The organism is Ideonella sp. A 288 (assembly GCF_002198735.1).
Classification (GTDB): domain Bacteria; phylum Pseudomonadota; class Gammaproteobacteria; order Burkholderiales; family Burkholderiaceae_C; genus Pseudaquabacterium.
On the sequence record NZ_MWLO01000128.1, the window covers coordinates 90,170 to 112,683 of the forward strand.

The 22,514-nt window shown below is 68.3% G+C and carries 17 protein-coding genes and 1 pseudogene; 12 read left to right on the plus strand and 6 right to left on the minus strand.

Annotation, left to right across the window (positions count from 1 at the left end):
- Nucleotides 1–41: 41 nt before the first annotated feature.
- The 3 genes from EOINJALH_RS16795 to EOINJALH_RS16805 all read right to left on the minus strand — a co-directional run bounded on the left by EOINJALH_RS16795 (nucleotide 42) and on the right by EOINJALH_RS16805 (nucleotide 2,846).
- On the minus strand, nucleotides 42–1,745 hold the full coding sequence (locus tag EOINJALH_RS16795; protein WP_088282083.1) for a PhoH family protein: 1,704 nt from the start codon (nucleotides 1,743–1,745) through the stop codon (nucleotides 42–44).
- A gap of 132 nt (nucleotides 1,746–1,877) precedes the next feature.
- Nucleotides 1,878–2,357, minus strand: a complete 480-nt coding sequence (locus EOINJALH_RS16800) for a peroxiredoxin (protein ID WP_088282085.1) — start codon at nucleotides 2,355–2,357, stop codon at nucleotides 1,878–1,880.
- A 102-nt stretch (nucleotides 2,358–2,459) separates the two neighbouring features.
- Nucleotides 2,460–2,846 (minus strand): Mth938-like domain-containing protein, encoded by a 387-nt coding sequence (locus EOINJALH_RS16805; RefSeq protein WP_199873395.1) that lies wholly within the window; start codon nucleotides 2,844–2,846, stop codon nucleotides 2,460–2,462.
- Nucleotides 2,847–3,022: 176 nt separating this feature from the next.
- Between EOINJALH_RS16805 and EOINJALH_RS16810 the strand changes: the two genes are divergently transcribed.
- From EOINJALH_RS16810 to EOINJALH_RS16845, 8 genes are read left to right on the plus strand one after another with little or no spacing between them, the layout of a single operon-like run.
- Complete coding sequence (locus EOINJALH_RS16810) at nucleotides 3,023–4,249, plus strand: pyridoxal phosphate-dependent aminotransferase (RefSeq protein ID WP_088282089.1); 1,227 nt, start codon at nucleotides 3,023–3,025, stop codon at nucleotides 4,247–4,249.
- 25 nt (nucleotides 4,250–4,274) lie between these two features.
- Nucleotides 4,275–5,585, plus strand: coding sequence for a homoserine dehydrogenase (locus EOINJALH_RS16815; RefSeq protein WP_088282091.1), 1,311 nt, complete (start codon nucleotides 4,275–4,277; stop codon nucleotides 5,583–5,585).
- Between the two features lie 45 nt (nucleotides 5,586–5,630).
- On the plus strand, nucleotides 5,631–6,974 hold the full coding sequence (locus EOINJALH_RS16820; RefSeq protein ID WP_088282093.1) for a hypothetical protein: 1,344 nt from the start codon (nucleotides 5,631–5,633) through the stop codon (nucleotides 6,972–6,974).
- Entirely contained in the window at nucleotides 6,946–9,495 is a 2,550-nt protein-coding gene (locus EOINJALH_RS16825; RefSeq protein ID WP_158219795.1) for a tetratricopeptide repeat protein, read from the plus strand. Before EOINJALH_RS16820 ends, EOINJALH_RS16825 begins: the two co-directional genes overlap by 29 nt.
- Nucleotides 9,492–10,904, plus strand: coding sequence for a threonine synthase (gene thrC, locus EOINJALH_RS16830; RefSeq protein ID WP_088282097.1), 1,413 nt, complete (start codon nucleotides 9,492–9,494; stop codon nucleotides 10,902–10,904). Before EOINJALH_RS16825 ends, thrC begins: the two co-directional genes overlap by 4 nt.
- On the plus strand, nucleotides 10,901–11,431 hold the full coding sequence (gene mobB, locus EOINJALH_RS16835; RefSeq protein WP_088282099.1) for a molybdopterin-guanine dinucleotide biosynthesis protein B: 531 nt from the start codon (nucleotides 10,901–10,903) through the stop codon (nucleotides 11,429–11,431). The genes thrC and mobB overlap by 4 nt, the downstream gene beginning before the upstream one ends.
- Complete coding sequence (gene glp / locus EOINJALH_RS16840; protein ID WP_088282101.1) at nucleotides 11,424–12,677, plus strand: gephyrin-like molybdotransferase Glp; 1,254 nt, start codon at nucleotides 11,424–11,426, stop codon at nucleotides 12,675–12,677. Before mobB ends, glp begins: the two co-directional genes overlap by 8 nt.
- 6 nt (nucleotides 12,678–12,683) lie before the next feature.
- Nucleotides 12,684–12,935 carry a MoaD/ThiS family protein gene (locus EOINJALH_RS16845; protein WP_088282103.1) on the plus strand — a complete coding sequence of 84 codons (252 nt, stop codon included), beginning with the start codon at nucleotides 12,684–12,686 and terminating at the stop codon, nucleotides 12,933–12,935.
- On the opposite strand, the pseudogene EOINJALH_RS16850 reads toward EOINJALH_RS16845, so the two are convergent.
- Nucleotides 12,922–13,817, minus strand: a pseudogene (locus tag EOINJALH_RS16850) (4-hydroxy-tetrahydrodipicolinate synthase family protein). The gene EOINJALH_RS16845 and the pseudogene EOINJALH_RS16850 sit on opposite strands and share 14 nt — an antisense overlap.
- A 350-nt stretch (nucleotides 13,818–14,167) precedes the next feature.
- Here EOINJALH_RS16850 and EOINJALH_RS16855 point away from each other — a divergent pair.
- The 4 genes from EOINJALH_RS16855 to EOINJALH_RS16870 all read left to right on the plus strand — a co-directional run bounded on the left by EOINJALH_RS16855 (nucleotide 14,168) and on the right by EOINJALH_RS16870 (nucleotide 16,979).
- A complete protein-coding gene (locus EOINJALH_RS16855; RefSeq protein WP_088282105.1) occupies nucleotides 14,168–14,674 on the plus strand; it encodes a molybdenum cofactor biosynthesis protein MoaE in 507 nt (168 codons plus the stop codon).
- 58 nt (nucleotides 14,675–14,732) lie between these two features.
- Nucleotides 14,733–15,128 carry a fluoride efflux transporter CrcB gene (gene crcB, locus EOINJALH_RS16860; RefSeq protein ID WP_234413894.1) on the plus strand — a complete coding sequence of 132 codons (396 nt, stop codon included), beginning with the start codon at nucleotides 14,733–14,735 and terminating at the stop codon, nucleotides 15,126–15,128.
- The gene (locus EOINJALH_RS16865; RefSeq protein ID WP_199873396.1) at nucleotides 15,125–15,643 is read left to right on the plus strand and encodes a flavin reductase family protein; all 519 of its coding nucleotides are present in this window, start codon (nucleotides 15,125–15,127) and stop codon (nucleotides 15,641–15,643) included. Before crcB ends, EOINJALH_RS16865 begins: the two co-directional genes overlap by 4 nt.
- Nucleotides 15,644–15,770: 127 nt before the next feature.
- Nucleotides 15,771–16,979 (plus strand): acyl-CoA dehydrogenase family protein, encoded by a 1,209-nt coding sequence (locus tag EOINJALH_RS16870; RefSeq protein WP_088282250.1) that lies wholly within the window; start codon nucleotides 15,771–15,773, stop codon nucleotides 16,977–16,979.
- 55 nt (nucleotides 16,980–17,034) lie between these two features.
- Here the strand turns inward: EOINJALH_RS16870 and EOINJALH_RS16875 are convergent, their stop codons facing one another.
- Both EOINJALH_RS16875 and EOINJALH_RS33330 read right to left on the minus strand, forming a co-directional pair.
- Entirely contained in the window at nucleotides 17,035–19,668 is a 2,634-nt protein-coding gene (locus EOINJALH_RS16875) for a bifunctional diguanylate cyclase/phosphodiesterase (RefSeq protein WP_088282109.1), read from the minus strand.
- A gap of 43 nt (nucleotides 19,669–19,711) precedes the next feature.
- Nucleotides 19,712–22,027: a S8 family serine peptidase gene (locus EOINJALH_RS33330; protein ID WP_158219796.1), complete on the minus strand. Its 2,316-nt coding sequence runs from the start codon at nucleotides 22,025–22,027 to the stop codon at nucleotides 19,712–19,714.
- Nucleotides 22,028–22,514: the final 487 nt, after the last annotated feature.

The window sequence follows — 22,514 nt, forward strand, 5'->3', positions numbered from 1 at the left end:
CGGCGTCCCACTGGACGCCGTGGTCCTTTCTGGCGCCTGGGTTACAGCACCTCGGACGCGAAATCTGCCAGCCGCGAGCGCTCGCCGCGCGCCAGCATCACGTGGCCCGAGTGCGGCCAGCCCTTGAAGCGGTCGACCGCGTAGGTCAGGCCTGAGGAGCCTTCGGTGAGGTAGGGCGTGTCGATCTGCGCCAGGTTGCCCAGGCAGACGATCTTGGTGCCGGGCCCGGCGCGCGTGATCAGCGTCTTCATCTGCTTGGGCGTGAGGTTCTGCGCTTCGTCGATGAGCACGAACTTGTTCAGGAAGGTGCGCCCGCGCATGAAGTTCAGGCTCTTGATCTTGATCTTGCTGCGCACCAGGTCTTGCGTGGCGGCCCGGCCCCATTCGCCGGCCGAGCCGTCGCCGCGCGCCAGCACCTCGAGGTTGTCGTCGAGCGCGCCCATCCACGGGCCCATCTTCTCTTCCTCGGTGCCGGGCAGGAAACCGATGTCCTCGCCCACCGGCACGGTGACGCGGGTGACGATGATCTCGGTGTAGCGGCGGTCGTCCAGCACCTGCGACAGGCCGGAGGCCAGCGTCATCAGGGTCTTGCCGGTGCCGGCGGTGCCGGTGAGCGAGACGAAATCGCAGTCGGGATCCATCAACAGGTTGAGGGCGAAGTTCTGCTCGCGGTTGCGCGCCGAGACACCCCAGACGCCGTTCTTCGGGCTGGTGTAGTCCTTCAGCGTCTTGAGCACGGCGGTCTTGCCGGTGATCTCGGCCACGCGCGCGTACAGTGGCGCCGCGCCGGGCGTCTCGAGGAAGACGAACTGGTTGACCAACAGCGACGGCACCAGTGGCCCGCTGATGCGGTAGAAGGTGGCGCCGCCCTGCTGCCAGCTCTCCATCGTCTTGCCGTGCCGCTCCCAGAAGTCGGCGGGCAGCGGCAGGATGCCGGTGTACAGCAGGTCGCCGTCCTCCAGCACCTTGTCGTTGAAGTAGTCCTCGGCCGGCAGCCCCAGCGCGCGCGCCTTGACGCGCATGTTGATGTCCTTGGACACCAGCACCACCTCGCGCTCGGGGTACTGCTCGCGCAGGCTCTGCACCACGCCCAGGATCTGGTTGTCGGCCTTGCCTTGTGGCAGCCCGACGGGCAGGCGGATCTCGAACAGCGTGGTCTGGAAGAACAGCTTGCCCTGGGCGTCCTTGTGGCCGGTCTTGGCCAGCGGGATGCCTTCCTTGGGGTCGAACTTGGTGTCGGTGGCCAGCGCGTCGAGCGAGCGGCTGACCTGCCGTGCATTGCGCGCCACCTCGCTCATGCCCTTCTTGTGGCCGTCCAGTTCTTCCAGCGTGATCATCGGCAGGAAGACATCGTGTTCCTCGAATCGGAACAGGCTCATCGGGTCGTGCATCAGCACGTTGGTGTCCAGCACGAAGAGCTTGGCCGGCCCCGTGCCCCGGGGCTTGCGCGCGCGCGGAGCGGCGGCCGGGGCGGCCGACGCCGTCTTCACCGGCAGGCTGTTGGTGGTGCGCGCCGCCGGCGCCACGGCGGCGGGGGCTCGGGCGGCCGGCGACACGGCGCCGCGGGCGGTGGGTTTCGGCGCGGCCACCGGGGCGGCGCCATCGAACAGGTCGAGCGAGGCGGGCACCGCCGGCTCGGCGGCGACCTTGGTGCTGCGCTTGTCCTTGCGCGGGGCCGCCTGGGCCTCGAAGTCGACCGGTGACAGCAGGGTGGCCTTGGAGGCTGGGGGCTTGGGCAGTGGCATGGACGCGGGCGGTTCTCAGCGGTTCGGATAAGAAAAAAGCCGCACGGCAGGCCGGTGCGGCTTTCGGGAGAGTTGGATGCGCCGGGCTCGGCTCAGGTGCATGAATCGATCATACACAGAAGCCCGCGGGGCTCAGGCGGCCTTCTTGCCGAGATCCTTGACGGCCTTGAGCACATCGTCGACATGGCCGGCCACCTTGATGCCACGCCATTCGGCGCGCAACACGCCGGCGGGGTCGATCAGGAAGGTGCTGCGCTCGATGCCCTTCACCTTCTTGCCGTACATGATCTTGTTCTTGACCACGCCGAACATGTGGCACAGCTTTTCTTCGGTGTCGGCGATCAGCTCGTACGGCAACTCGAGGTTCTGGCGGAACTTCTCGTGCGAGGTCATGTTGTCGCGCGACACGCCGAACACCACCGCGCCGGCCTTGACGAAATCCTTGTGGCGATCGCGGAACTGCATGGCCTCCGTGGTGCAGCCTGGCGTGTGGTCCTTCGGGTAGAAGTACAAGACCACCGAGCGGCCGGAGAAGGCCTGGGGCGTGAACTTCACACCGCTGGTGGCTTGGGCTTCGAACTCGGGGAGTGCTTTGTTGAGGACAGGCGTCATGAGCGGTGTGGGAGTTCTGACCTGATTGCCCTGGCAGGGCTCAACCCGAGATTATAAAGTTACCCCGGCCTCGACGATCGTTCGGCAAACCCTGCGCACCGTTCAGGCCGCCCCCGGGGGTTGCAGCAGGAGGGCCGCCACCGCGGACCGCCCCTCGCTGACCAGCACGTTGAAGGTGCGGCACGCGGCGCCGGTGTCCATGGTCTCGACGCCGATGCGCCGCTCGATCAGCCCGCGCATGAAGGCGGGGGAGACGAAGCGCAGGCGAGGCCCGCTGCCGAAGATCACCAGCTCGGGGCGCAACTCGAGCAGCGCATCGAAGTCGTCCGCGGCCAGTTCTTCGGGTGTGCTCGGGCGCCAGGGCTTGACCATGCCCGTCCACGGCACCATCAGGCTGTGGCTGAAGCGCTGGTTGCCGATCCACAGCGCATCGGCGTCGATGCGGGTGACGACATTCGTGCCGGCGAGAACGTCGGGCTGGAACTTCACGGTGGGCTCGCAGTCCGGAGTGTGGGGGTTGCGGATGGGAAGAAGGCCTGGCCCGGGCCGCGGCCGGCTGCTGCGCGACGCGCGCATCGGCCAGAAGCGGCTCGACACCCTGGGGCTAAAATTATAGGTTTTGCGGCGCGCCATGGACTGGCCGAGCCCGCGCCCTGGAGTCTGTCTTGAAGCCCATCGCCAAGTCCGCCAAGCTCGCCAACGTCTGCTACGACATCCGGGGTCCCGTGCTGGACAAGGCCCGGCAGATGCAGGAAGAGGGCCACAAGATCATCCAGCTGAACATCGGCAACATCGCCGCCTTCGGCCTGGAGCCGCCGGACGAGATCGTGCAGGACATGATCCGCAACCTGCCGCATTCGGCCGGCTACACCGACAGCAAGGGCCTGTTCGCGCCGCGCAAGTCGGTGGTGCACTACTGCCAGGAAAAGAAGATCGCCGGCGTCACGGTGGACGACGTGTACCTGGGCAATGGCGCCTCCGAGCTCATCACGATGAGCATGAACGCGCTGCTGAACACCGGTGACGAGATCCTGGTGCCGGCGCCCGACTACCCGCTGTGGACGGCCTCGGTGGCCCTGTCCGGCGGCACGCCGGTGCACTACCTGTGCGACGAGCAGGCCGAGTGGATGCCCGACATCGCCGACATCCGCCGCAAGATCACGCCCAACACCAAGGGCATCGTCGTCATCAACCCGAACAACCCGACTGGCGCCCTGTACCCCGACAGCGTGCTGCTCGAAATCGTTGAGCTGGCGCGGCAGCACCAGCTGATCGTCTTTGCCGACGAGATCTACGACAAGACGCTGTACGACGGCAACGTGCACACCAGCCTGGCCTCGCTGGCCGACGACGTGCTGTTCCTCACCTTCAACGGCCTGTCCAAGAACTACCGCTCCTGCGGCTACCGTGCCGGCTGGATGATCGTCTCGGGCGACAAGCGCCACGCCAAGGACTACATCGAGGGACTGAACATGCTGGCCTCGATGCGCCTGTGCGCCAACACGCCGGGGCAACTGGCCATCCAGACCGCGCTGGGCGGCTACCAGAGCATCAAGGACCTGGTGGCGCCCACGGGCCGCCTGTGCCGGCAGCGCGATCTGGCCTACCAGCTGCTCACGCAGATCCCGGGGGTCAGCGTTGTCAAGCCCAAGGCGGCGCTGTACATGTTCCCCCGGCTCGACCCCAAGGTCTACCCGATCGAGGACGACCAGCAGTTCGCCTACGAGCTGCTGGCCGAGGAGAAGGTGCTGATCGTGCAGGGCACCGGCTTCAACTGGATCGCGCCCGACCATTTCCGCCTGGTCTTCCTGCCCAATTCGGACGACCTGGCCGAGGCCATCGGCCGCATTGCCCGCTTCCTCGCGCACTACCGCAAACGCCACACGGCCTGAGAACCAGGCAGAAGAGAGACACCCCATGAATCCCATCCAGGTCGGCCTGCTCGGCATCGGCACCGTCGGCGGCGGCACCTACAAGGTGCTGACGCGCAACCAGGCCGAGATCCGCCGGCGCGCCGGCCGCGGCATCGAGATCACGATGGTGGCCGATCTCGACACCGCCCGTGCCCGGGCGCTGGTCGGCGACCAGGTCGAGGTGGTGGCCGATGCGCGGGCCGTCATCGCCAACCCGGCGATCGACATCGTCGTCGAGCTGATCGGCGGCTACGGCATCGCCAAGGCGCTGGTGATGGAGGCCATCGCCGCAGGCAAGCACGTGGTCACCGCCAACAAGGCGCTGCTGGCGGTGCACGGCACCGAGATCTTCGCCGCGGCCCGCGCCAAGGGCGTGATGGTCGCCTTCGAGGCGGCGGTGGCCGGCGGCATCCCGATCATCAAGGCGCTGCGCGAGGGCCTCACCGCCAACCGCATCGAGTGGATCGCCGGCATCATCAACGGCACCACCAACTTCATCTTGAGCGAGATGCGCGACAAGGGCCTCGACTTCGGCGTGGTGCTGAAGGAAGCCCAGCGCCTGGGCTATGCCGAGGCCGACCCCACCTTCGACATCGAAGGGGTGGACGCCGCGCACAAGGCGACGATCATGAGCGCCATCGCCTTCGGCATCCCGGTGCAGTTCGACAAGGCCCACGTCGAGGGCATCACCAAGCTTCAGGCCGCCGACATCCGCTACGCCGAGCAACTGGGCTACCGCATCAAGCTGCTCGGCATCACGCGCCGCCAGCCCACCGGCATCGAGCTGCGCGTGCACCCGACCCTGGTGCCGGCCAAGCGGCTGATCGCCAATGTGGAAGGCGCGATGAACGCGGTGGTGGTGCACGGCGACGCCGTGGGCACCACGCTGTACTACGGCAAGGGCGCCGGCGCCGAGCCCACCGCCAGCGCGGTGGTGGCCGACCTGGTGGACATCACCCGCCTGCACACGGCCGACCCCGACCACCGCGTGCCGCACCTGGCCTTCCAGCCCGACGAACTGGCCGACACGCCGATCCTGCCGATCGACCAGGTGGTGACCTCGTTCTACCTGCGCCTGCAGGTGGCCGACCAGACCGGCGTGCTGGCCCGCATCACCACCATCCTGGCCGAGCACGACATCTCGATCGATGCGGTGCTGCAGCGCGAGAGCGCCGAAGGCGAGAAGCAGACCGACCTGATCATCCTCACCCACGACACGGTGGAGGGCCGCATGCGCCAGGCGCTGGCCCTGATGCAGGCCCTGCCCACGGTGCTGGCGCCGATCGTCAACATCCGCAAGGAAGAGTTGAACTGAAGCGCGTCGTGCCACACTGGCCTGTGAACCCTTGGAGCTTGTGAGATGGCCCTGACGCCCGCCAACCGAGCCCAGATGAAGGCGCTGTACAACGCGCTGAGTTTCGAACCGCTCGAGCCCAAAGACGCTGCCTACGTGGAGCAGGTCAACGCGCGCAGTGCTTCGGGTACCGATGCGGTGACCGAGATCGCCACCGAAATCGACTTTCAGGAAGGCGGCGGGGTGAGCCTGTTCACCGGCCAGCGCGGCACCGGCAAGAGCACCGAACTCAAGCGCTTGAAGGCGAGGGTGGACCAGCCCGCCACCCTGGGCAGCGTGGCCTTCTACGCCGATTTGTCGGAGTACGTGCTGCTGACCAAGCCGATCGAGATCACCGACTTCCTGATCTCGATGGCCGGAGCCCTGTCGGACCGCATCGAAGCCGATGAGCGGTTTGGCCAGACACTCGCGCACCGCAACTACTGGACGCGGCTGGACCACTTCCTGAAATCCAAGGTCGAGTTCGAGGGGGCGGGGATCAAGGTGGAGGGCGTGGCCGACATCAAGGCCTCGCTGAAGAATGACCCCGATTTCAAACAGCGCATCCAGCAGGCCGCGCGCGGACACGTGGCGCAGATCGTGGCCGATGCGCACGCGTTCTTTCGCGATGCGGTGGTGTCACTTCGGCAGAGCAGCGGCCTGCCCGACCTGAAGGTGGTGCTGATCGTCGATTCCATCGAGCGCATCCGCGGCGTGGGTGATGAATCGATGAAGGTATACGAGAGCGTGCGCAATCTCTTTTTCGCGCACGCCGAGCACCTGCGCATTCCCATGATGCACATGGTCTATACGGTGCCGCCGTACCTGTCGATCCTAGCGGCTGGGGCTGGGGCGTTGATGGGTGGCGCCACGGTTCGGCGGCTCGTCAGCACGCACATCTTTCAGGACCGCAGCCGCGAGGTTGACCCAGAGGGTCTTGCCCTCATGCGCCGAGTGATCGAAAAGCGCCATGCGGGCTGGTCCGGGCTGTTGTCGCCCGAGGCGCTCGATCGTTTGGCCATCAGTTCGGGCGGTGACCTGCGCGAGTTCTTTCGACTGGTGCGGCAATGCCTGCCTTCGGTGCGCGACGACGAGCAGTTGCCTTTGTCGGCGCAGGCGGTGGCCCATGTGGAGACCTCGGCCCGTGCCGAGATGCTGCCGATTCCCGCCGACCACCTCGACTGGTTGCAGCAGATCTCGGCCACGCACGACACTTGCCTGCAGTCGGACGACAAGTTGCCTTTGCTGGCCCACTTCCTGGACAACCGCCTGGTGCTGAACTACCGCAACGGCAGCGACTGGTACGACGTGCATCCGCTGCTGCGTGATTTTGTGGATGCCCATGTCGCAAACCCCCGAACTGCTGCCTGAGGGCGTTCCAGAGGCGGTGGCGGTGGCGATGCTGCGCCACCTCGAATGGCAGGACCACAGCTTTTCGTTGACCTTTCTATTTTCGGATGTCGGACCAGCCATCACGCTAATGCAGTGGTTGGGCCAGCGGCTCGTACTTCAGGGCAAGCCACTGCATCAGCGCCATGCGCCCGAATCGTTCGTGTCCCAACCCGAAGCGTGGCTTGACAGCGTCCTTCAGGAACTCACTATATGTGCGGCGGCGGGCGGATCGCTGTGGCTGCTGATGCATCGGCAGGGCAGCGACATGCAATGGCGGGATGCGCGACGTCGGTTCATGGCCCGGATCAATGAACGCCGGTACCTGTTGGAGCAGAACTTCCAGCGCCCGCTGGTGCTAGTGCTGCCGCTGAGTTTCAAGGACGACGCCAGGCGCATGGCGCCCGACCTTTGGCATGTTCGGTCTGTCAGCCATGAATTGGCCGCGAAGCGTCATGTTGAGATGTATGAAGTCAGTGGTGTCGATTCCACGCTCACCGGGCCGGGACAGGCCGAAGCTGACGCGTCCAGCGAATGGCTGCGGCTCGGCAAGGTGTCGGACCGCAATCGCCTCTATTTGCCGACGCTGCGGGCGACAGTGAAAGACCTGTTGAGCCAAGGCCGAACGGCGGACGCGCAGGTGGCGGCCGCCGAACTCACAGACGAAGCGACGCGCCGTGTTCGCGAGGCCGGCGATGCAGCGTCGCCGGGTTTGCTGCGCGAGATCGGCATGTCACTCGATCTGGAGGGTCGGGTGGCGAGAGCGCAAGGCGACTGGGCGCAAGCGGAAAGCGTGTACCGCGAGAGCCTAGCGATCGGCCGTCAGTTGGTCGAACGGCTGGGTGGGACGCCAGAAACGCTGCGCGACGTGTCGGTGTCGCTGAACAACCTAGGGCAGGTGGCGTTGGTGCAAGGCGACTTGGCGCAAGCGACAAGTGCGTACCAGGAGAGCCTTGCGATCAGCCGTCAGCTGAACGAACGCTTGGGTGGCACGCCGGAAGTGCTACGCGCCTTGTCGGTGTCGCTGATTAACGTAGGCCAGGTTGCGATAGCGCAGGGCGACTGGGCGCAAGCGGAAAACGCGTACCGAGAGAGTTTGGAAATTCGCCGTCATTTGGTCGAGCGCTTAGGAGACACGCCGGAAGCGCTGCGTGACATGTCGGTGTCGCTTAGCAAGGTCGGCCAAGTGGCAAGAGCGCAAGGCGACCTGGCGCAAGCGGAAGGCGCGTACCGCGAGAGCCTGGATATCAGCCGTAAGTTGGCCGAACGTCTTGGGGGTACGCCGGAAGCGCTGCGCGATGTGGCGGTGTCGCTGAACAACGTAGGCCAGGTGGCGGTAGCGCAAGGCGATTGGGTGGGAGCGCTAGGCGTGAACCGGGAGAGTCTGGAGATCTTCCGTCAATTGGTCGAACACCTCGGTGGCACGCCAGATGCACTGCGCGACGTGTCGGTGTCACTGAATAGCGCAGGGCAGGTGGCGCGAGCGCAAGGCGACTTGGCGCAAGCGGAAAGCGCGTTCCGAGAGAGTTTAGAGATTCGCCGTCAGTTGGTCGAACGTCTGGGCGGCACGCCCGAAGCGCTGCGCGATATGGCGGTGTCACTGAACAACGTAGGCCAGGTGGCGATAGCGCAAGGCGATTGGGCGCAAGCGGAAGTCGCGTACAGGGAGAGCCTTGAGGTCTTCCGTCAGTTGGCTGAACGCCTAGGTGGCACGCCGGAAGCGCTGCGCGACGTGTCGGTGTCGTTGAATAACGTCGGTCAAGTGGCGCGAGCACAAGGGAGCTGGGCGAACGCGGAAAGCGCTTACCGTGAGAGCCTGGAGATTCGCCGTCAATTGGTCGAACGCCTGGGCGGCACGCCGGCAGCACTGCGCGATGTGTCGGTGTCATTGGACAATGTGGCCGAGGTGGTGAGAGCGCAAGGCGACTGGGCGAAAGCGGAAGACGCGTACCGTGAGAGTTTGGAAATTCGCCGTCATTTGGGCGAGCGCTTAGGAGACACGCCGGAAGCGCTGCGTGACATGTCGGTGTCGCTGAACAACCTAGGCCAGGTGGCGATAGCGCAAGGTGACTGGGCTAAAGCGGAAGATGCCTGCCAGGAGAGCCTCGCGATCAGCCGACAGCTGGTCGAACGCCTGGGTGGTACGCCGGAAGCGCTGCGTGATGTGTCAGTGTATTTGGATGGTGTGGGACAGGTGGCGAGAGCGCAAGGCGACTGGGCACAAGCGGAAAGAGCTTTCCGAGAGAGTCTGGAGATTCGCCGTCAGTTGGTCGAACGCCTGGGTAGCACGCCGGAGGCGCTGGACGATCTGGCAGTCGCGTTGGTTCGCAACGCCGAACTGCCCGGCGTAGACGGCAATGCTCTCATCGGTGAAGCGCACGCCATTTACGAGCGGTTGGCAGCCACCCACCCCAACGTCGAACGCTACCGTCAGGCGCTGGCCGCCTTGTCAACCTCTCACCCAGGCGACAATCAACCATCCCCTAACCCGACTGCACCGTGAACTACATCACCACCCGCGGCGACCAGACCGAGCGCCATTTCTGCGAGATCCTGCTCGAGGGCCTGGCGCCCGACGGCGGGCTGTACCTGCCGACGCACTACCCCAAGATCGACGATGCCACGCTGACGCGCTGGCGCGGCCTGTCGTATGCGCAGCTGGCCTTCGAGATCCTGTCGATGTTCATCGACGACATCCCGCCAGCCGACCTGAAGGCGCTGGTCGAGCGCACCTACACCAAGGCCACCTACGGCACCGACACCATCGTGCCAGTGCGCAAGCTCGAAGACGGCCTCTTCATCGAAGCCCTGTCCAACGGCCCGACGCTGGCCTTCAAGGACATGGCGATGCAGTTGCTGGGCCAGCTGTTCGAATACGAGCTGGCGCGCCGCGGCGAGGAGCTGAACATCCTGGGCGCCACCTCGGGCGACACCGGCAGCGCGGCCGAGTACGCTATGCGCGGCAAGAAGGGCGTGCGCGTGTTCATGTTGTCGCCGCACGGCCGCATGAGCCCGTTCCAGCAGGCGCAGATGTTCAGCCTGCCCGACGCCAACATCCACAACATCACCGTCGAGGGCGTGTTCGACGATTGCCAGGACATCGTCAAGGCCGTCAGCAACGACCTCGAGTTCAAGCGCCGGCACAAGATCGGCACCGTCAACTCGATCAACTGGGCGCGGCTGCTGGCGCAGGTGGTGTACTACTTTGCGGGTTACTTCCAGGTGACTTGCGCCAACGACCAGAAGGTGAGCTTCGCGGTGCCGTCGGGCAACTTCGGCAACGTGTGCGCCGGCCACGTGGCGCGCATGATGGGCCTGCCGATCGAGCAGCTGGTGGTGGCCACCAACGAGAACGACGTGCTCGACGAGTTCTTCCGCACCGGCACCTACCGCGTGCGCGCTAGCGCCGAGACCTGGGAAACGTCCAGCCCGTCGATGGACATCAGCAAGGCCAGCAACTTCGAGCGCTTCGTGTTCGACCTGCTGGGCCGCGATGGCGCGCGGGTGTCGGCGCTGTTCGGTGCCGGCCTGGCGCGCGACGGCGGCTTCACGCTGACGGCCGACGAGCACGCGCGCATCGCCCGCTTCGGCTTCGTCTCGGGCAAGAGCACGCACGCCGACCGGCTGGCGACCATCCGTGACACCTGGCAGCGCCACCAGGACATGATCGACACGCACACGGCCGATGGCCTGAAGGTGGGTCGCGAGCACATGAGGCCGGGCACGCCGATGGTGGTGCTCGAGACGGCGCTGCCGGCCAAGTTCGCCGCCACGATCGAAGAGGCGCTGGGCCGCGCACCCACCCGGCCGGCCGCGCTGGAGGGCATCGAGTCGCTGCCCAAGCGCTTCGTCGTGATGCCGGTGGATGCGCAGCGCGTCAAGGACTACATCGACGAGCATTGCCGCGCATGAACGTCGTGTGCTTCTGCGGCCCCTCAGGCGTCGGCAAGACCACGCTGGTCGAGCGCCTGATCGGCGAATTGAAGGGCCGCGGCCTGCGCGTGTCGGTGATCAAGCACGCGCACAAGACCTTCGACATCGACCACCCCGGCAAGGACACCTGGCGCCACCGGCAGGCGGGCGCCTTCGAGGTGCTGATCGCGTCGGGCCATCGCCTGGCCAAGATGCGCGAGTACGAGGTCATGGGCCAGCCCACGGTGCACCAGTTGCTGGCCGAGATGGTCGAGTGCGACTGGGTGCTGGTCGAGGGGTTCAAGCATGCCGACCTGCCCAAGGTGGAGGTCTGGCGCGCCGTGCTGGGCGAGGTGCCGCTGTACCCGGAAGACCCTTTCGTCTTCGCCGTGGCCACCGATGCGGCATCGTCGCTGCCTGTCGCCACCCAGCGGCCGGTGTTCGACCTGGACGACGCGCCGGCGCTGGCCACCTACCTGATCGAGCACACCGATCGCTTCGACTACAACCCGGATCACCATGGCTGATGCGCGTCCCACCCTGTTGACCTTGGACGAGGTGCTGCAGCGCGTGCTGGCGGTGGCGCAAGACCGGCTGATCGCCGAGACCGAGAAGGTCGACACCTTCGACGCGCTCGGCCGCGTGCTGGCCAGGCCGGTGCGCTCGGCGCTCGACGTGCCGCCGGCGGACAACACCTCGATGGACGGCTATGCGATGCGCGCGGCCGACGTGCCGGCGGCCGGGCAGGTGCTGGCGGTGAGCCAACGCATCCCGGCAGGCGTGGTGGGCCAGCCGCTGCAGCCCGGCACGGCGGCGCGCATCTTCACCGGGGCGCAGGTGCCGGCCGGCGCCGACGCCGTGGTGATGCAGGAGTTGTGCGAGGCGCTGCCCGGCGAGGGCCTGGGCCAGGTGCGTGTCGGCACGGTGCTGGTGGCCGGCCAGTGGATACGCCGCCGTGGCGAAGACGTGCAGCACGACGCAGAGGTGCTGTTGCCGGGTGCGCGGATGACACCTCAGGCGCTGGGCCTGGCGGCGTCGGTGGGGGCCTCGCGCCTCACGGTGCGCCGCCGCCCGCGCGTAGCGCTGTTTTCCACCGGCGACGAACTGGTGATGCCCGGCGAGTCGCTGAAGCCCGGCGCCATCTACAACAGCAACCGCTTCACGCTGCGCGGCCTGCTGCAGGCCGCCGGCTGCGAGGTGCAGGACCTGGGCATCGTGCCCGACCGGCTCGACGCCACGCGCGATGCGCTGCAGCGCGCGGCGGTGGGCAACGACCTCATCCTCACGTCCGGCGGCGTGTCGGTGGGCGAGGAAGACCACCTGAAGCCCGCCGTCAAGGCCGAGGGTTGGCTCGAGGACTGGCAGGTGCTGATGAAGCCCGGCAAGCCGCTGGCCTTCGGCGCCGTGCGTCGCGGCGATGGCGAGACGGAGGCGTTGTTCATGGGCCTGCCGGGCAACCCGGTGTCGAGCTTCGTGACCTTCCTGCTGCTGGTGGCGCCCGTGCTGCGCGCGCTGCAGGGCTGCGCTCAGGCGGTGCCGCCCGCGGTGCAGGTGCGCGCCGATTTCGACCTGCCGCGGCCGGACAAGCGGCGCGAGTTCCTGCGCGCCCGCTTCAATGCGGCGGGGGGCGTCGAACTGTTCCCCAACCAGAGCTCGGGCGTGCTGACCTCGGCCGTGTGGGCCGACGGCCTCGTCGACAACCCCGGCCAGCAGGTCATCGCTCGTGGCGACACGGTGCGCCTGCTGTTGCTGTCGTCGCTCATCGGAGCCTGAAACGCCATGGCCGTGCAAGTGCGCTACTTCGCCTCGCTGCGCGAGGCCCTGGGCCCGGGCGAATCCGTGACCATCGAACCCGGCGCCACGCTCGGGCAACTGCGCGAAGCGCTGATCGCCCGCGGCGGCCGCCATGCCGAGGCACTGGCGCGCGGCCGCGCGCTGCGCTGCGCGCTCGACCAGGTGATGCAGGACGAAACCACCCCGGTGCGCGACGGCGCCGAGGTGGCCTTCTTCCCGCCGGTCACCGGCGGCTGAGCTCGCCCGGCGTCCGTCCGGCGCCGCGTTCGATCAACGCCCAGGCCCGCTCGACACTGTCGCGCGAGGCCGGCAGCATCGGTGCCCGGCACCCGTCGCCCATCCAGCCCTGGCGCGCCAGCACGCCCTTGATCACCACCGGGTTGGGCTCGGCGAAGAGGGCGCGGGTCAGCGGCAGCAGCTCGCGCCACAGCCGGCGCGCTTCCGACAGGCGGCCAGCGCGCAGGCCGTCGACCAGGCGCACGAAGTCGGCAGTGCGCACCTGCGACGAGGCCGCGATCACCCCGCTCGCACCACGCGCCAGCTGATCGAACATCTCGTCGTCGTTGCCGCCCAGCAGCGCCAGGCGGCCATCGGCCAGCAGGGCTTCGGCGGCACCGGCATCGGCGCTGCAGTCCTTCACCGCGCGGATGCGCGGGTGGGCGGCCAGCGCCGCCAGCGTGGCCGGGCGATGCGCACGCCGGTGCGCGCCGGGATGTCGTAGGCGACGATCGGCACCGGCGAGGCGTCGGCCACCGCCTCGAAGAAGCGCTGCAGCCCGGCCTGCGACGGCTTCACGTAGCTGGGCGGCGGCAACAGGAAGCCCGCCAGCGCGTGCGCACGGGCGAGTGCCTCGGCGCGTCGCGCCACCGCCGCGGGCCGCACGCCCGACAGCCCCATCAGCACCGGCTTGCCGGCGGCGGCCTGCAGCGTGGCGGCCAGCACGGCCTCCTGCTCGGCCTCGTCCAGCATCGCGGCCTCGCCAGTGCTGCCGCAGGCGACGAAGCCGGCGATGCCCTGCGAGGCCAGGTGCGCCACGAAGCGCTGCAAGGCCGGAAGGTCCGGCCTGTCGTCTCGAAAGGGCGTGACCAGGGGAACCCAGACGCCGGAAAACTCCACCATGACAAACACTCCTGCATGCGACCGTGTGGAAGAACCGGTCGGGCGGGCGGCGGAGCTTGCGTCGGGGGTGTGGCAGCCGGGACGGCGTGCCTGGGGAGCCTTTTGCAGCGGTTCCGTCGCTCGTCCGACGGAACAGCTGCCCCGGTCAGACGAGCGGCTGCTTTTTCGATTTCACGGCCCCATGCGCGGTGCCCGGCAGGTGACCGGTGGCGCGCAGGTGGGGTGCCGTGAACATGCGATCGATTCTAGCGGTGAGGGCGACGGGCCCCGCGACCGCACCCGACCCGCCACCAAAAGGGGCAAGGAAACACGGGGCCGGGTCGGCGTGGGCTTGAGAGACAATTTCAGCCATGAGCCGCGTCAGCATCCAGACCCAGGATTTCGATCTGTCCACCGAAGTGGCCGCCTTGCGGGCCGGCGATGGCGGCGTGGGCGCGGTGGCCAGCTTCATCGGCACCGTGCGAGACCGCCACAGCGCCGAGTCCGGTGCCGCGGCCGTCAGCGCGATGGAACTGGAGCATTACCCCGGCATGACCGAGCGCTCGATCGAGGCGATGATCGACGAGGCCTGCCGGCGCTTCGCGCTGCGCGGCGCGCGTGTGATCCACCGCGTCGGCGTGCTTCAGCCGGGCGACCAGATCGTGCTGGTCGCGGTGAGTTCGTCGCACCGTGGCGACGCATTCCAGGGCTGCGAGTTCCTGATGGACTACCTCAAGACGCAGGCCCCGTTCTGGAAGAAGGAGACGACGCCCCATGGCGCGCACTGGGTCGATGCCCGCGTGGCCGACGACCGCGCGCTGGCCCGCTGGGGCCTCACGGCCGGCAACGCTGTCGAGCGATCGGCCGGGCCGGCATGAGGTCGTCGGGCTGCCACGCAGCGCGAAGGCCGACGCGCGCCAGGCCGAGGGCGGTTCAGTGAGTGCGGCTGTCACCGCGACCCAGGCGGTCGCCGTGGCGGTGGGGGCCGGCCTCGGCGCATTGGCCCGCTGGATGACCGGGCTGGCGCTCAACCCGCGGTGGGGTGGCTTTCCGCTCGGCACATTGCTGGTCAACTGCCTGGGCGGCGCGCTGATCGGCGTGGCCATGGTGTGGTTCCAGCGCTCGCCGCACGAGGTGCAGCGGCTCTTCCTTGTCACCGGTGTGCTCGGTGGCTTCACCACCTTCTCGGCCTTCTCGGCCGAATCGCTGGGCCTGATCCAGCGCGGCGACTGGGGCCTGGCACTGCTGCACAGCGGCGCGCATCTTCTGGGCGCACTGGCCTGCACGGCGCTGGGCTACCACGTGGCGCGCGCGGTGCTGCGGGTCGCATGAACGACCGCTCGATCGACCTGCAGACCGCCGAGCCGGCCGAAGCGGCCCGGGCCCTGCGCACGACGCTGGGCCGCTTTGCCACAGGCGTGACCATCATCACCTGCCGCGATGCCGCCGGCCGGCCGGTGGGCTTGACGGCCAATTCCTTCGGCGCGCTGTCGCTCGACCCGCCGCTGGTGCTGTGGTCGCTGCGGGCCAGCAGCCCCAGCCTGGCGGCCTTCGGCCAGGCCACCCACTTTGCGGTCAATGTGCTGGCCGAGACGCAGGTCGACCTGTCGCGGCGCTTCGCATCGCCGGTGACCGACAAGTTTGCCCACGGCGCCTGGGGCGCGGGGCAGGGCGGGGCGCCGGTGCTGGCCGGCTGCGCCGCGGTGTTCGAGTGCCGCACCGAGCGGTCGCACGAGGCCGGCGACCATGTGCTGTTCATCGGCCGGGTGGTGCGGGTGGCCGACCTGGCGGTGGCGCCGCTGCTGTTCCAGGGCGGCCATTACCGGATGCTCGGCGAGGTGCTGTGACGGTCGGCCGCCTCGGCGCCGCAACGCCCACGACCCGAGCCTGCGAGGAGTCGCCATGACCGATCCCGTCGTCGCCACCGGCTACCGGCCGTCCCACATCGCTGGCAATGCGGCACTGCTGACACCGATGCAGCGCGAGCTGATCGACCGCGTCGCCCAGCTGGGCCCGCGCTTCGCCGAGCGCGCGGTGCGCCACGACCGCGAGGCCAGCTTTCCGGTGCAGAACCGCGAGGACCTGCGTGCCGCGGGGCTGCTCGGCATCTGCGTGCCGCGCGCACAGGGGGGCCTCGGCGCCGACTACGCCACCTACCTGCTGGTGTCGGCCGAGATGGGGCGCTGGTGCGGCGCCACGGCGCTGAGCTTCAACATGCACGTGGCGGCCAGTCTGTGGGCCGGCGAGATCGCCGACGCACTGGACATGAGCGTCGACCAGCGCGCCGACCACGATCGCAAGCGCAGCCTGCACTTCCGGCGCATGGTGGCCGAAGGGCGGCTGTACGCCCAGCCGTTCTCGGAAGGCGGCGCGGCCGCCGCGGGGGTGGCGCCCTGGGGCACTGTGGCCCGCAAGACCGACGGGGGCTACGTGGTCAACGGCCGCAAGATCTTCGCGTCGCTGGCCGGCGTGGCCGACTACTACGGCGTGCTGTGCACGCTGGACCTGCCTGGCCATGCCGAAGGCGGCACGCGCGACGACGCGATGTACCTGGCCGTGCCGGCCGATGCGCCCGGGCTGACCGTGCAGGGCGACTGGGACCCGCTGGGCATGCGCGGCACGGTGAGCCGCAACCTGGAGTTCACCGACGTGTTCGTCCCGGAGGATGCGCGCCTGATGCCCGAGGGCCTTTACGCGCAGGCGGCCAGCCGCTTCCCCCACATGTTTGCCACGCTGTCGCCCACCTACCTGGGCGTGGCGCAGGCCGCCTACGACTTCACCGTGCGCTACCTGCGCGCCGAGGTGCCGGGCATGCCGGCCGTCAAGCGGCGCATGTACCCGACCAAGCAGCATGCGGTGGCCGAGATGCGCATCCGCCTGGAGGCCGCCCGCGCATTGATGCTGCAGGTGGCGCGCGACGCGCGCATCGACCCCGACACCGACACCCGCATGCGCCTGTTCGCCGCGCACCACAGCATCATGGAAGGCGCCAACGACATTTGCCGCCTGGCCGTCCGCACCTGCGGCGGGCAGGCCTTGCTGAAGTCGCTGCCGCTCGAGCGCCTGTACCGCGACTCTCGCTGCGGCTCGCTGATGCTGCCCTGGACGGCCGAGCTGTGCCTGGACCGGCTGGGTCGCGAGTGCCTGTACCAGCCCGATGAGCAGGACGAGGTCATCGACTGACCTGGCGCCGCCCCGGTGCGGGCGATGACCGCGCCCTGCCGGCATGCCGCGCCGGTCAGTGCACCAAGGGCGGCCTCGGCAGGATGGACAGCGCGGGCAGCCGGTCGGTGTCTGCTCGGTGGCCCTTCAGCAGCTTGTCGATGCCCTCGGGCGGCAGCGGACGCGACAGGTGGTAACCCTGGCCGTTGCCGCAGCCCAGGTCGCGCAGCAGTTCCATCTGCGCCTGGGTCTCGATGCCTTCGGCGATCACGTCCTTGCCCAGCGAGGTGCCCAGCAGCACGATGGCGCGGATGACGGCCGCCTCCTTGCTGCCGACGCGCAGGTGACGCACGAAGGACATGTCGATCTTCAGGCTGTCGATCGGCAGCGTCGACAGGTGGCTGAGCGACGAGTAGCCGGTGCCGAAGTCGTCGACGCTCAGGCCCACACCCAGCGTGCGCAAGGCCGTGAGCGTGCCCATGGCGGCGGAAAGCTGGGCCATCAGGATGTTCTCGGTGAGTTCGATCACCAGGTGCCGGGGCTGCAGCCCGGTGGACAGCAGCGCCTGCCCGACCCGGGTGACGAAGCCGGAGTCGGCCACGTCGCGGGCGGCCACGTTGACGTGCACGGTCAGGGCGGCGAAGGCGGGGTCGCTGTCATGCCACAGGCGCAACTGTCGGCAGGCCTGCAGGATCAGGCCATCGGTCAGGCGGGTGATGAGGCCGGATTCCTCGGCGATCGGGATGAAGATGGCCGGGCTGACCGGGCCCAGTTCAGGGTGGGTCCAGCGGCTCAGGGCCTCGAAGCCGATCAGCTTGCCAGTGTGCAGGTCGTGCATCGGCTGGTAGGCGATGGCCAGGCCCTGGTCGGCCAGCAGGATCTGCCGCAGGTCGCCTTCGAGCCGCACGCGCTGGGCCAGCTCGGTGTGCAGGCGCACGTCGAACAGGGCGTAGCGTGCCTTGCCCTCGTTCTTGGCGCGGTACATGGCGATGTCGGCGTCGCGCAGCATGTCCTCCGGCCGCGAGTAGCCGATCGAGCTGAAGGTGATGCCCAGGCTGGCCGTGGCGGTGATCTCCATCGTGCTCAGGCGCAGCGGCGTGCGCAGGGCTTCGAGCACGCGTTCGGCCACATCCACCGCATCCTGGTCGCTGGTCAGGCCGGTGGCCAGGATGGCGAACTCGTCACCGCCTAGCCGGGCCAGCAGGTCGCCCTTGCGCAGGCAGCGCGCCAGGCGGCGCGAGGCCTGCACCAGGAACTCGTCGCCGGTGGTGTGGCCTTTGCTGTCGTTGATCAGCTTGAAGCGGTCGAAGTCGAGGAACAGCACTGCGAAGGAGCGGCCAGGGCCGGCGTCGCTGCGGGCGATGGCCAGCGTCAGCGCATCGTGAAAGCACTCGCGGTTGGGCAGGCCGGTGAGCTTGTCGTGGAACGCCCGGTGCTGCAACTCGGCCTCGGCGCGGCGGCGCGCCGTGATGTCCTGGATTTGTAGGATCAGGCTCGGCCCGGCGGCATCCGGCTCCGAAAACAGGCTGCAGCTGATGCTGGCCCACACCTCGGCGCCGTCGGTGCGGCGACAGCAGAACTCCACCGGCAACATGTCGCCCTGGCCATCGGCCACCAAGGCCAGCGTGGCGTCCAGGCGCTGCAGGTCGGCTGCGCCCACGAAGTCGCCAAAGCGCCGGCCTTGCAGGTTCAGGTCCTGGCAGCCCAGCAGCGCGCGCAGCGCCGGGTTGACCTGGTGGATGGCGCCGTCCAGCGACACCAGCGCCATGCCGATCGACGCGTGCGTGAAGGCGCTGTGGAAGCGGCGTTCCGAGGTCTCCAGGTCGCGCAGGTGCTGGGCGGCCAGTTCGGCCTCGCGCTGCCGGGCCTGGCTGGCGGCCAGTTCGGCCTCGTGCTCCAGCGCCTTGGCGGCGGCACGCTGCGCGGCTTCGTCGGCTTCCTGCTGGCGTGAGAAGAAGTGCAGGGTGGTCAGCAGCAGGGCAATGATCGGGATCAGCGGCAGCATCACGCTCAGGCCCGCCTGCCGCTGGGTGATGTGCAGCAGCGCCGCGGCCGCGGCCGAGCCTGCGCTGGCGCTGGCCACCCAGCCGAAGATGCTGATGAAGTCGGACCACCGCAGCGACTGGCTGCGCTTGAGCCGCGCGACGGTGGACATCAGCAAGGCATTGCACGCGAAGTACAGCACCCCGAACACCATGGCCGCCAGCACCAGGCCGGCCGATTGGCGCGAGCTGTCCAGTGCCAGGCTGGCCGACGCCCACTGCAACGCATGGCCGCAGACGAACATCGAGACCGCGGCAATCGAGGCGCTGCCGAGCCGGGTGGTCCAGCGCCGCGAGCTTCGCCAGGCCGAGACCAGCGCCTCCAGCGAGGCCGCCAGGCAGGCGGCTCCGGCACCCAGCGAGAGCAGCAGCAGAAAGATGAACAGATCGCCGATCGTGAAGACCTGGTTTGTCCGCGGGATCTTCAGCGGGAACAGGGCCATCACCATCGCCAGCAGCACGCCACCGGCCAGTTGCAGCAACTCGACCTCGGACAGTGCCGACACTTCCCACAGCGACCGTGCACAGGCCGCCGTGCCCAGCAGCACCATCGACCACCAGTAGACGGCGGCAGGGCGGTTGTAGTCGGGCATCAGCGCCGCATGCAGCCGCCGAACCGCGCCGGGCGGCGGCTCGGGCGGCCTGGGGGCACCTGCCGAATCGGGCATTGTGGGGTCATCCGGCCGGTGCTCGGCGGCCGGCCAGTGTGGATCAGGGTTCGCCGAGCGCGACCTTTTCGGCCATCGTGATGCCCTCGGCCATCGTGATGCCCTCGGCCATGGTGATGCCCTCGGCCATTGTGATGCCTTCGGCCATGGTGATGCCCTCGGCCATCGTGATGCCTTCGGCCATGGTGATGCCCTCGGCCATGGTGATGCCTTCGGCCATCGTGATGCCTTCGGCCATGGTGATGCCGCTGCCCACGGCCAGCCAGGCGGCCAGGGTCTGCACGGTCATGAAGGCGCCGGTGCGCCCAACCCACGAGGTGATGCCGGCCAGCGTGTCGGCCAGCACCACGCCGGGTGCGACCAGCGCCTGGGTTGCGAGCGGCACTTCGGTCACCGACCGGATGTGGGTGTTGGCGGCCACGCCGACCGCGGCAGGCCAGTAGGTCACGGTCGAGCGACCGCCGGTGCCTCGAACCCACCACACGCGCGGGTCGTACATCGGTTGGTGGCGTGTCATCAGGGCGGGGCCACTGAGCAGGTGGCTGCCGCCCGCCGTCACCAGGCGGCTCCACGGCGCGGGGATGCCGTTCAGGGTCGAGGCCTGACTGACGGGCCACGACTTGCCGGGGGCCAGCAAGGACGCGTTGCCGGCGATTGCGCCAGCGGCCATCGCGCTGGACAGGTCGGTGCGCAGCAGGCCAGCCACGGTGACCGCGCCATCGACATTCAGCAGGCCGGCGCCCTGCTGCAGCAGGTTGGCGCCGGGCAAAGGCTGGGCGGTGTACTGCAGGATGGCCTTGATGAGCGGGGGCGTCAGGCCTGGGTTGGCCTGGAGCATCAGGGCCACGGCGCCGGACACCACCGGGGCGGCCACCGACGTGCCCGACAGGTACTTCAGCGCCTGGCCAGACTTCTGCGTCGCACCGCCCAGCCCGGACACCAGGTCGGCATGGCGGGCGGCCAAGGTGTCGAGCGAGTTGGCCAACGACGCGGCAGCCCCCAGCACCTTGTTGCCAGGCGCCACCAGATCGGGCTTGAGCAGGTTGTCGGGCCGGCGCACGCCCAGTGCATCGACGACGCCGCCGCGGGTCGGTCCGCGCGAGCTGAAGCCGTTGACGACATCGTCGTTGCGCGAGACGGTGCCCAGGGGGTTGGCCGCCCCCACGGTGATCACGGTGGGGTCGTTGCCGGGCGACGAGATGGAACCGTAGGTTTCGGTACCGTTTGCGTCCTTGCCGAAATTGCCCGCTGCCACCACCACGGTGATGCCTGCGGCAGCCGCTGCGCGCACGGCGCGGCACAGCGGATCGGTGAGGAAGCTTTCGGTGGAATTGGCGGCCAGGCTGAGGTTGATCACCCGGATGTTGTGTTCCCTGGCGTGGTACAGCACCCAATCGATGCCGGCCAGCGCGTCGCTCAGCTGTCCGGTGCCGCTGTCGTCGAGCACTTTCACGTCGTACAGCCGGGCGTCCGGGGCCACGCCGGTGGCGTCGGGCGTGCGAAACCAGCCGCGGCCCGCGGCCACGCTGGCCACGTGGGTGCCGTGTCCATAGACGTCCTGCGTGGACCCGGCGCGGTTGTCGATCGCACGCTCGAAGGCGTTGCGACCACTGCTCCCGGGCGCAAGGGAACTGGAGACGTCCAGGCCCGACAGCCTGGCCCAGGCCTTGTCCTTGTAGATGACCCGATTGAGTCGGCTGGCGGTGCCGATCGCACCCGATGTGAATGCGCCCACTGCCAGCAGGTTGGCCGAGTGAGCGACCCGGGTCGTGGTCCCGTCGCCTGACTTGAACGCCTCGTGGGAGCGCGAAATGCCGGAATCGAGTACCGCGATGCCGACGCCGCGGCCGTCGAGGCCCAGGTAACCCGTGGGGGAATAGTTGCGCGGGCCGGAACCCGTGCCGCCGACCGTGCCGGTCGCGGATTCCAGCAGGCTGGCCGTGCGCGCGGTGACGCGGTTGGGCGAGATGCTGGTCACGTCGGCGCGCGCCGCAATGGCCGCCACCTTGTGCAGCGGTAGCATCACCGACAGCGCCCTGACCGAATAGAAGCGCATGAACACCGAGCCGCCCTGGGCCAGGATGGCCGCGCGAAGGTCAGCCATCTCGGGGTCGCTGCTGTTGCTCACGACCACGGCCAGCACGGCAGGCGCCGCAGTATTTGTCTCGAGCCACGCATTGCCGGGGCCGGCGCCGCCGCGTTCGACGGCGTCGCCCAGATCCTTGGACACCTTGGCCGTGGCGGCCGCTGCCGCACTTGAGGGCAAGAACCCGCTGATGGCCAGCGCCAGACTCGCGAGCAGGGCGGCCAACAGCCGCGTGCCTGTGGTCGACGCCAAGCGCTCCGTGAAATGTCTCATGCATGTACTCCCGTGATGCAGCGGCATTCTGTGGTCAGCAGTTTTTCGGTGGGCCCGGAATAGGGGGTTCAACCCTGTCCAGTTGAATTTGGCAGCGCTCATAATTCACGCGGCCCGCGGGCCCGTGATACTGCCATTCAGTGCTTTGGATAAGGGTAATTCAAACCCTCATTCGGTCCATTATCGGCACGGCCTTGCGGAACTTTAGTACAGACTTGTAACGGCGGCGCCAGGTCGCCGCGCGGCTGCGTGGCAAGGCCCCGGGGTGCCGAGGTTCACCAGCGGCAGGTACGCGACGAGGCACGGTACGTCCGGTTGCACCTGCATCGCTCTCAAGTCTGTCGGGTGCGTGCCGATATGGCCTGACGAGGGCGGTGCATCCGTGCAGAGCTCATACCCGACAACCGGGTCTGTGAAATACCCACGCTTTCGGATTGAAGCCTTGATTTGTGGGGCGATTCGCGCGCTGAATCATTAGTATCATTTC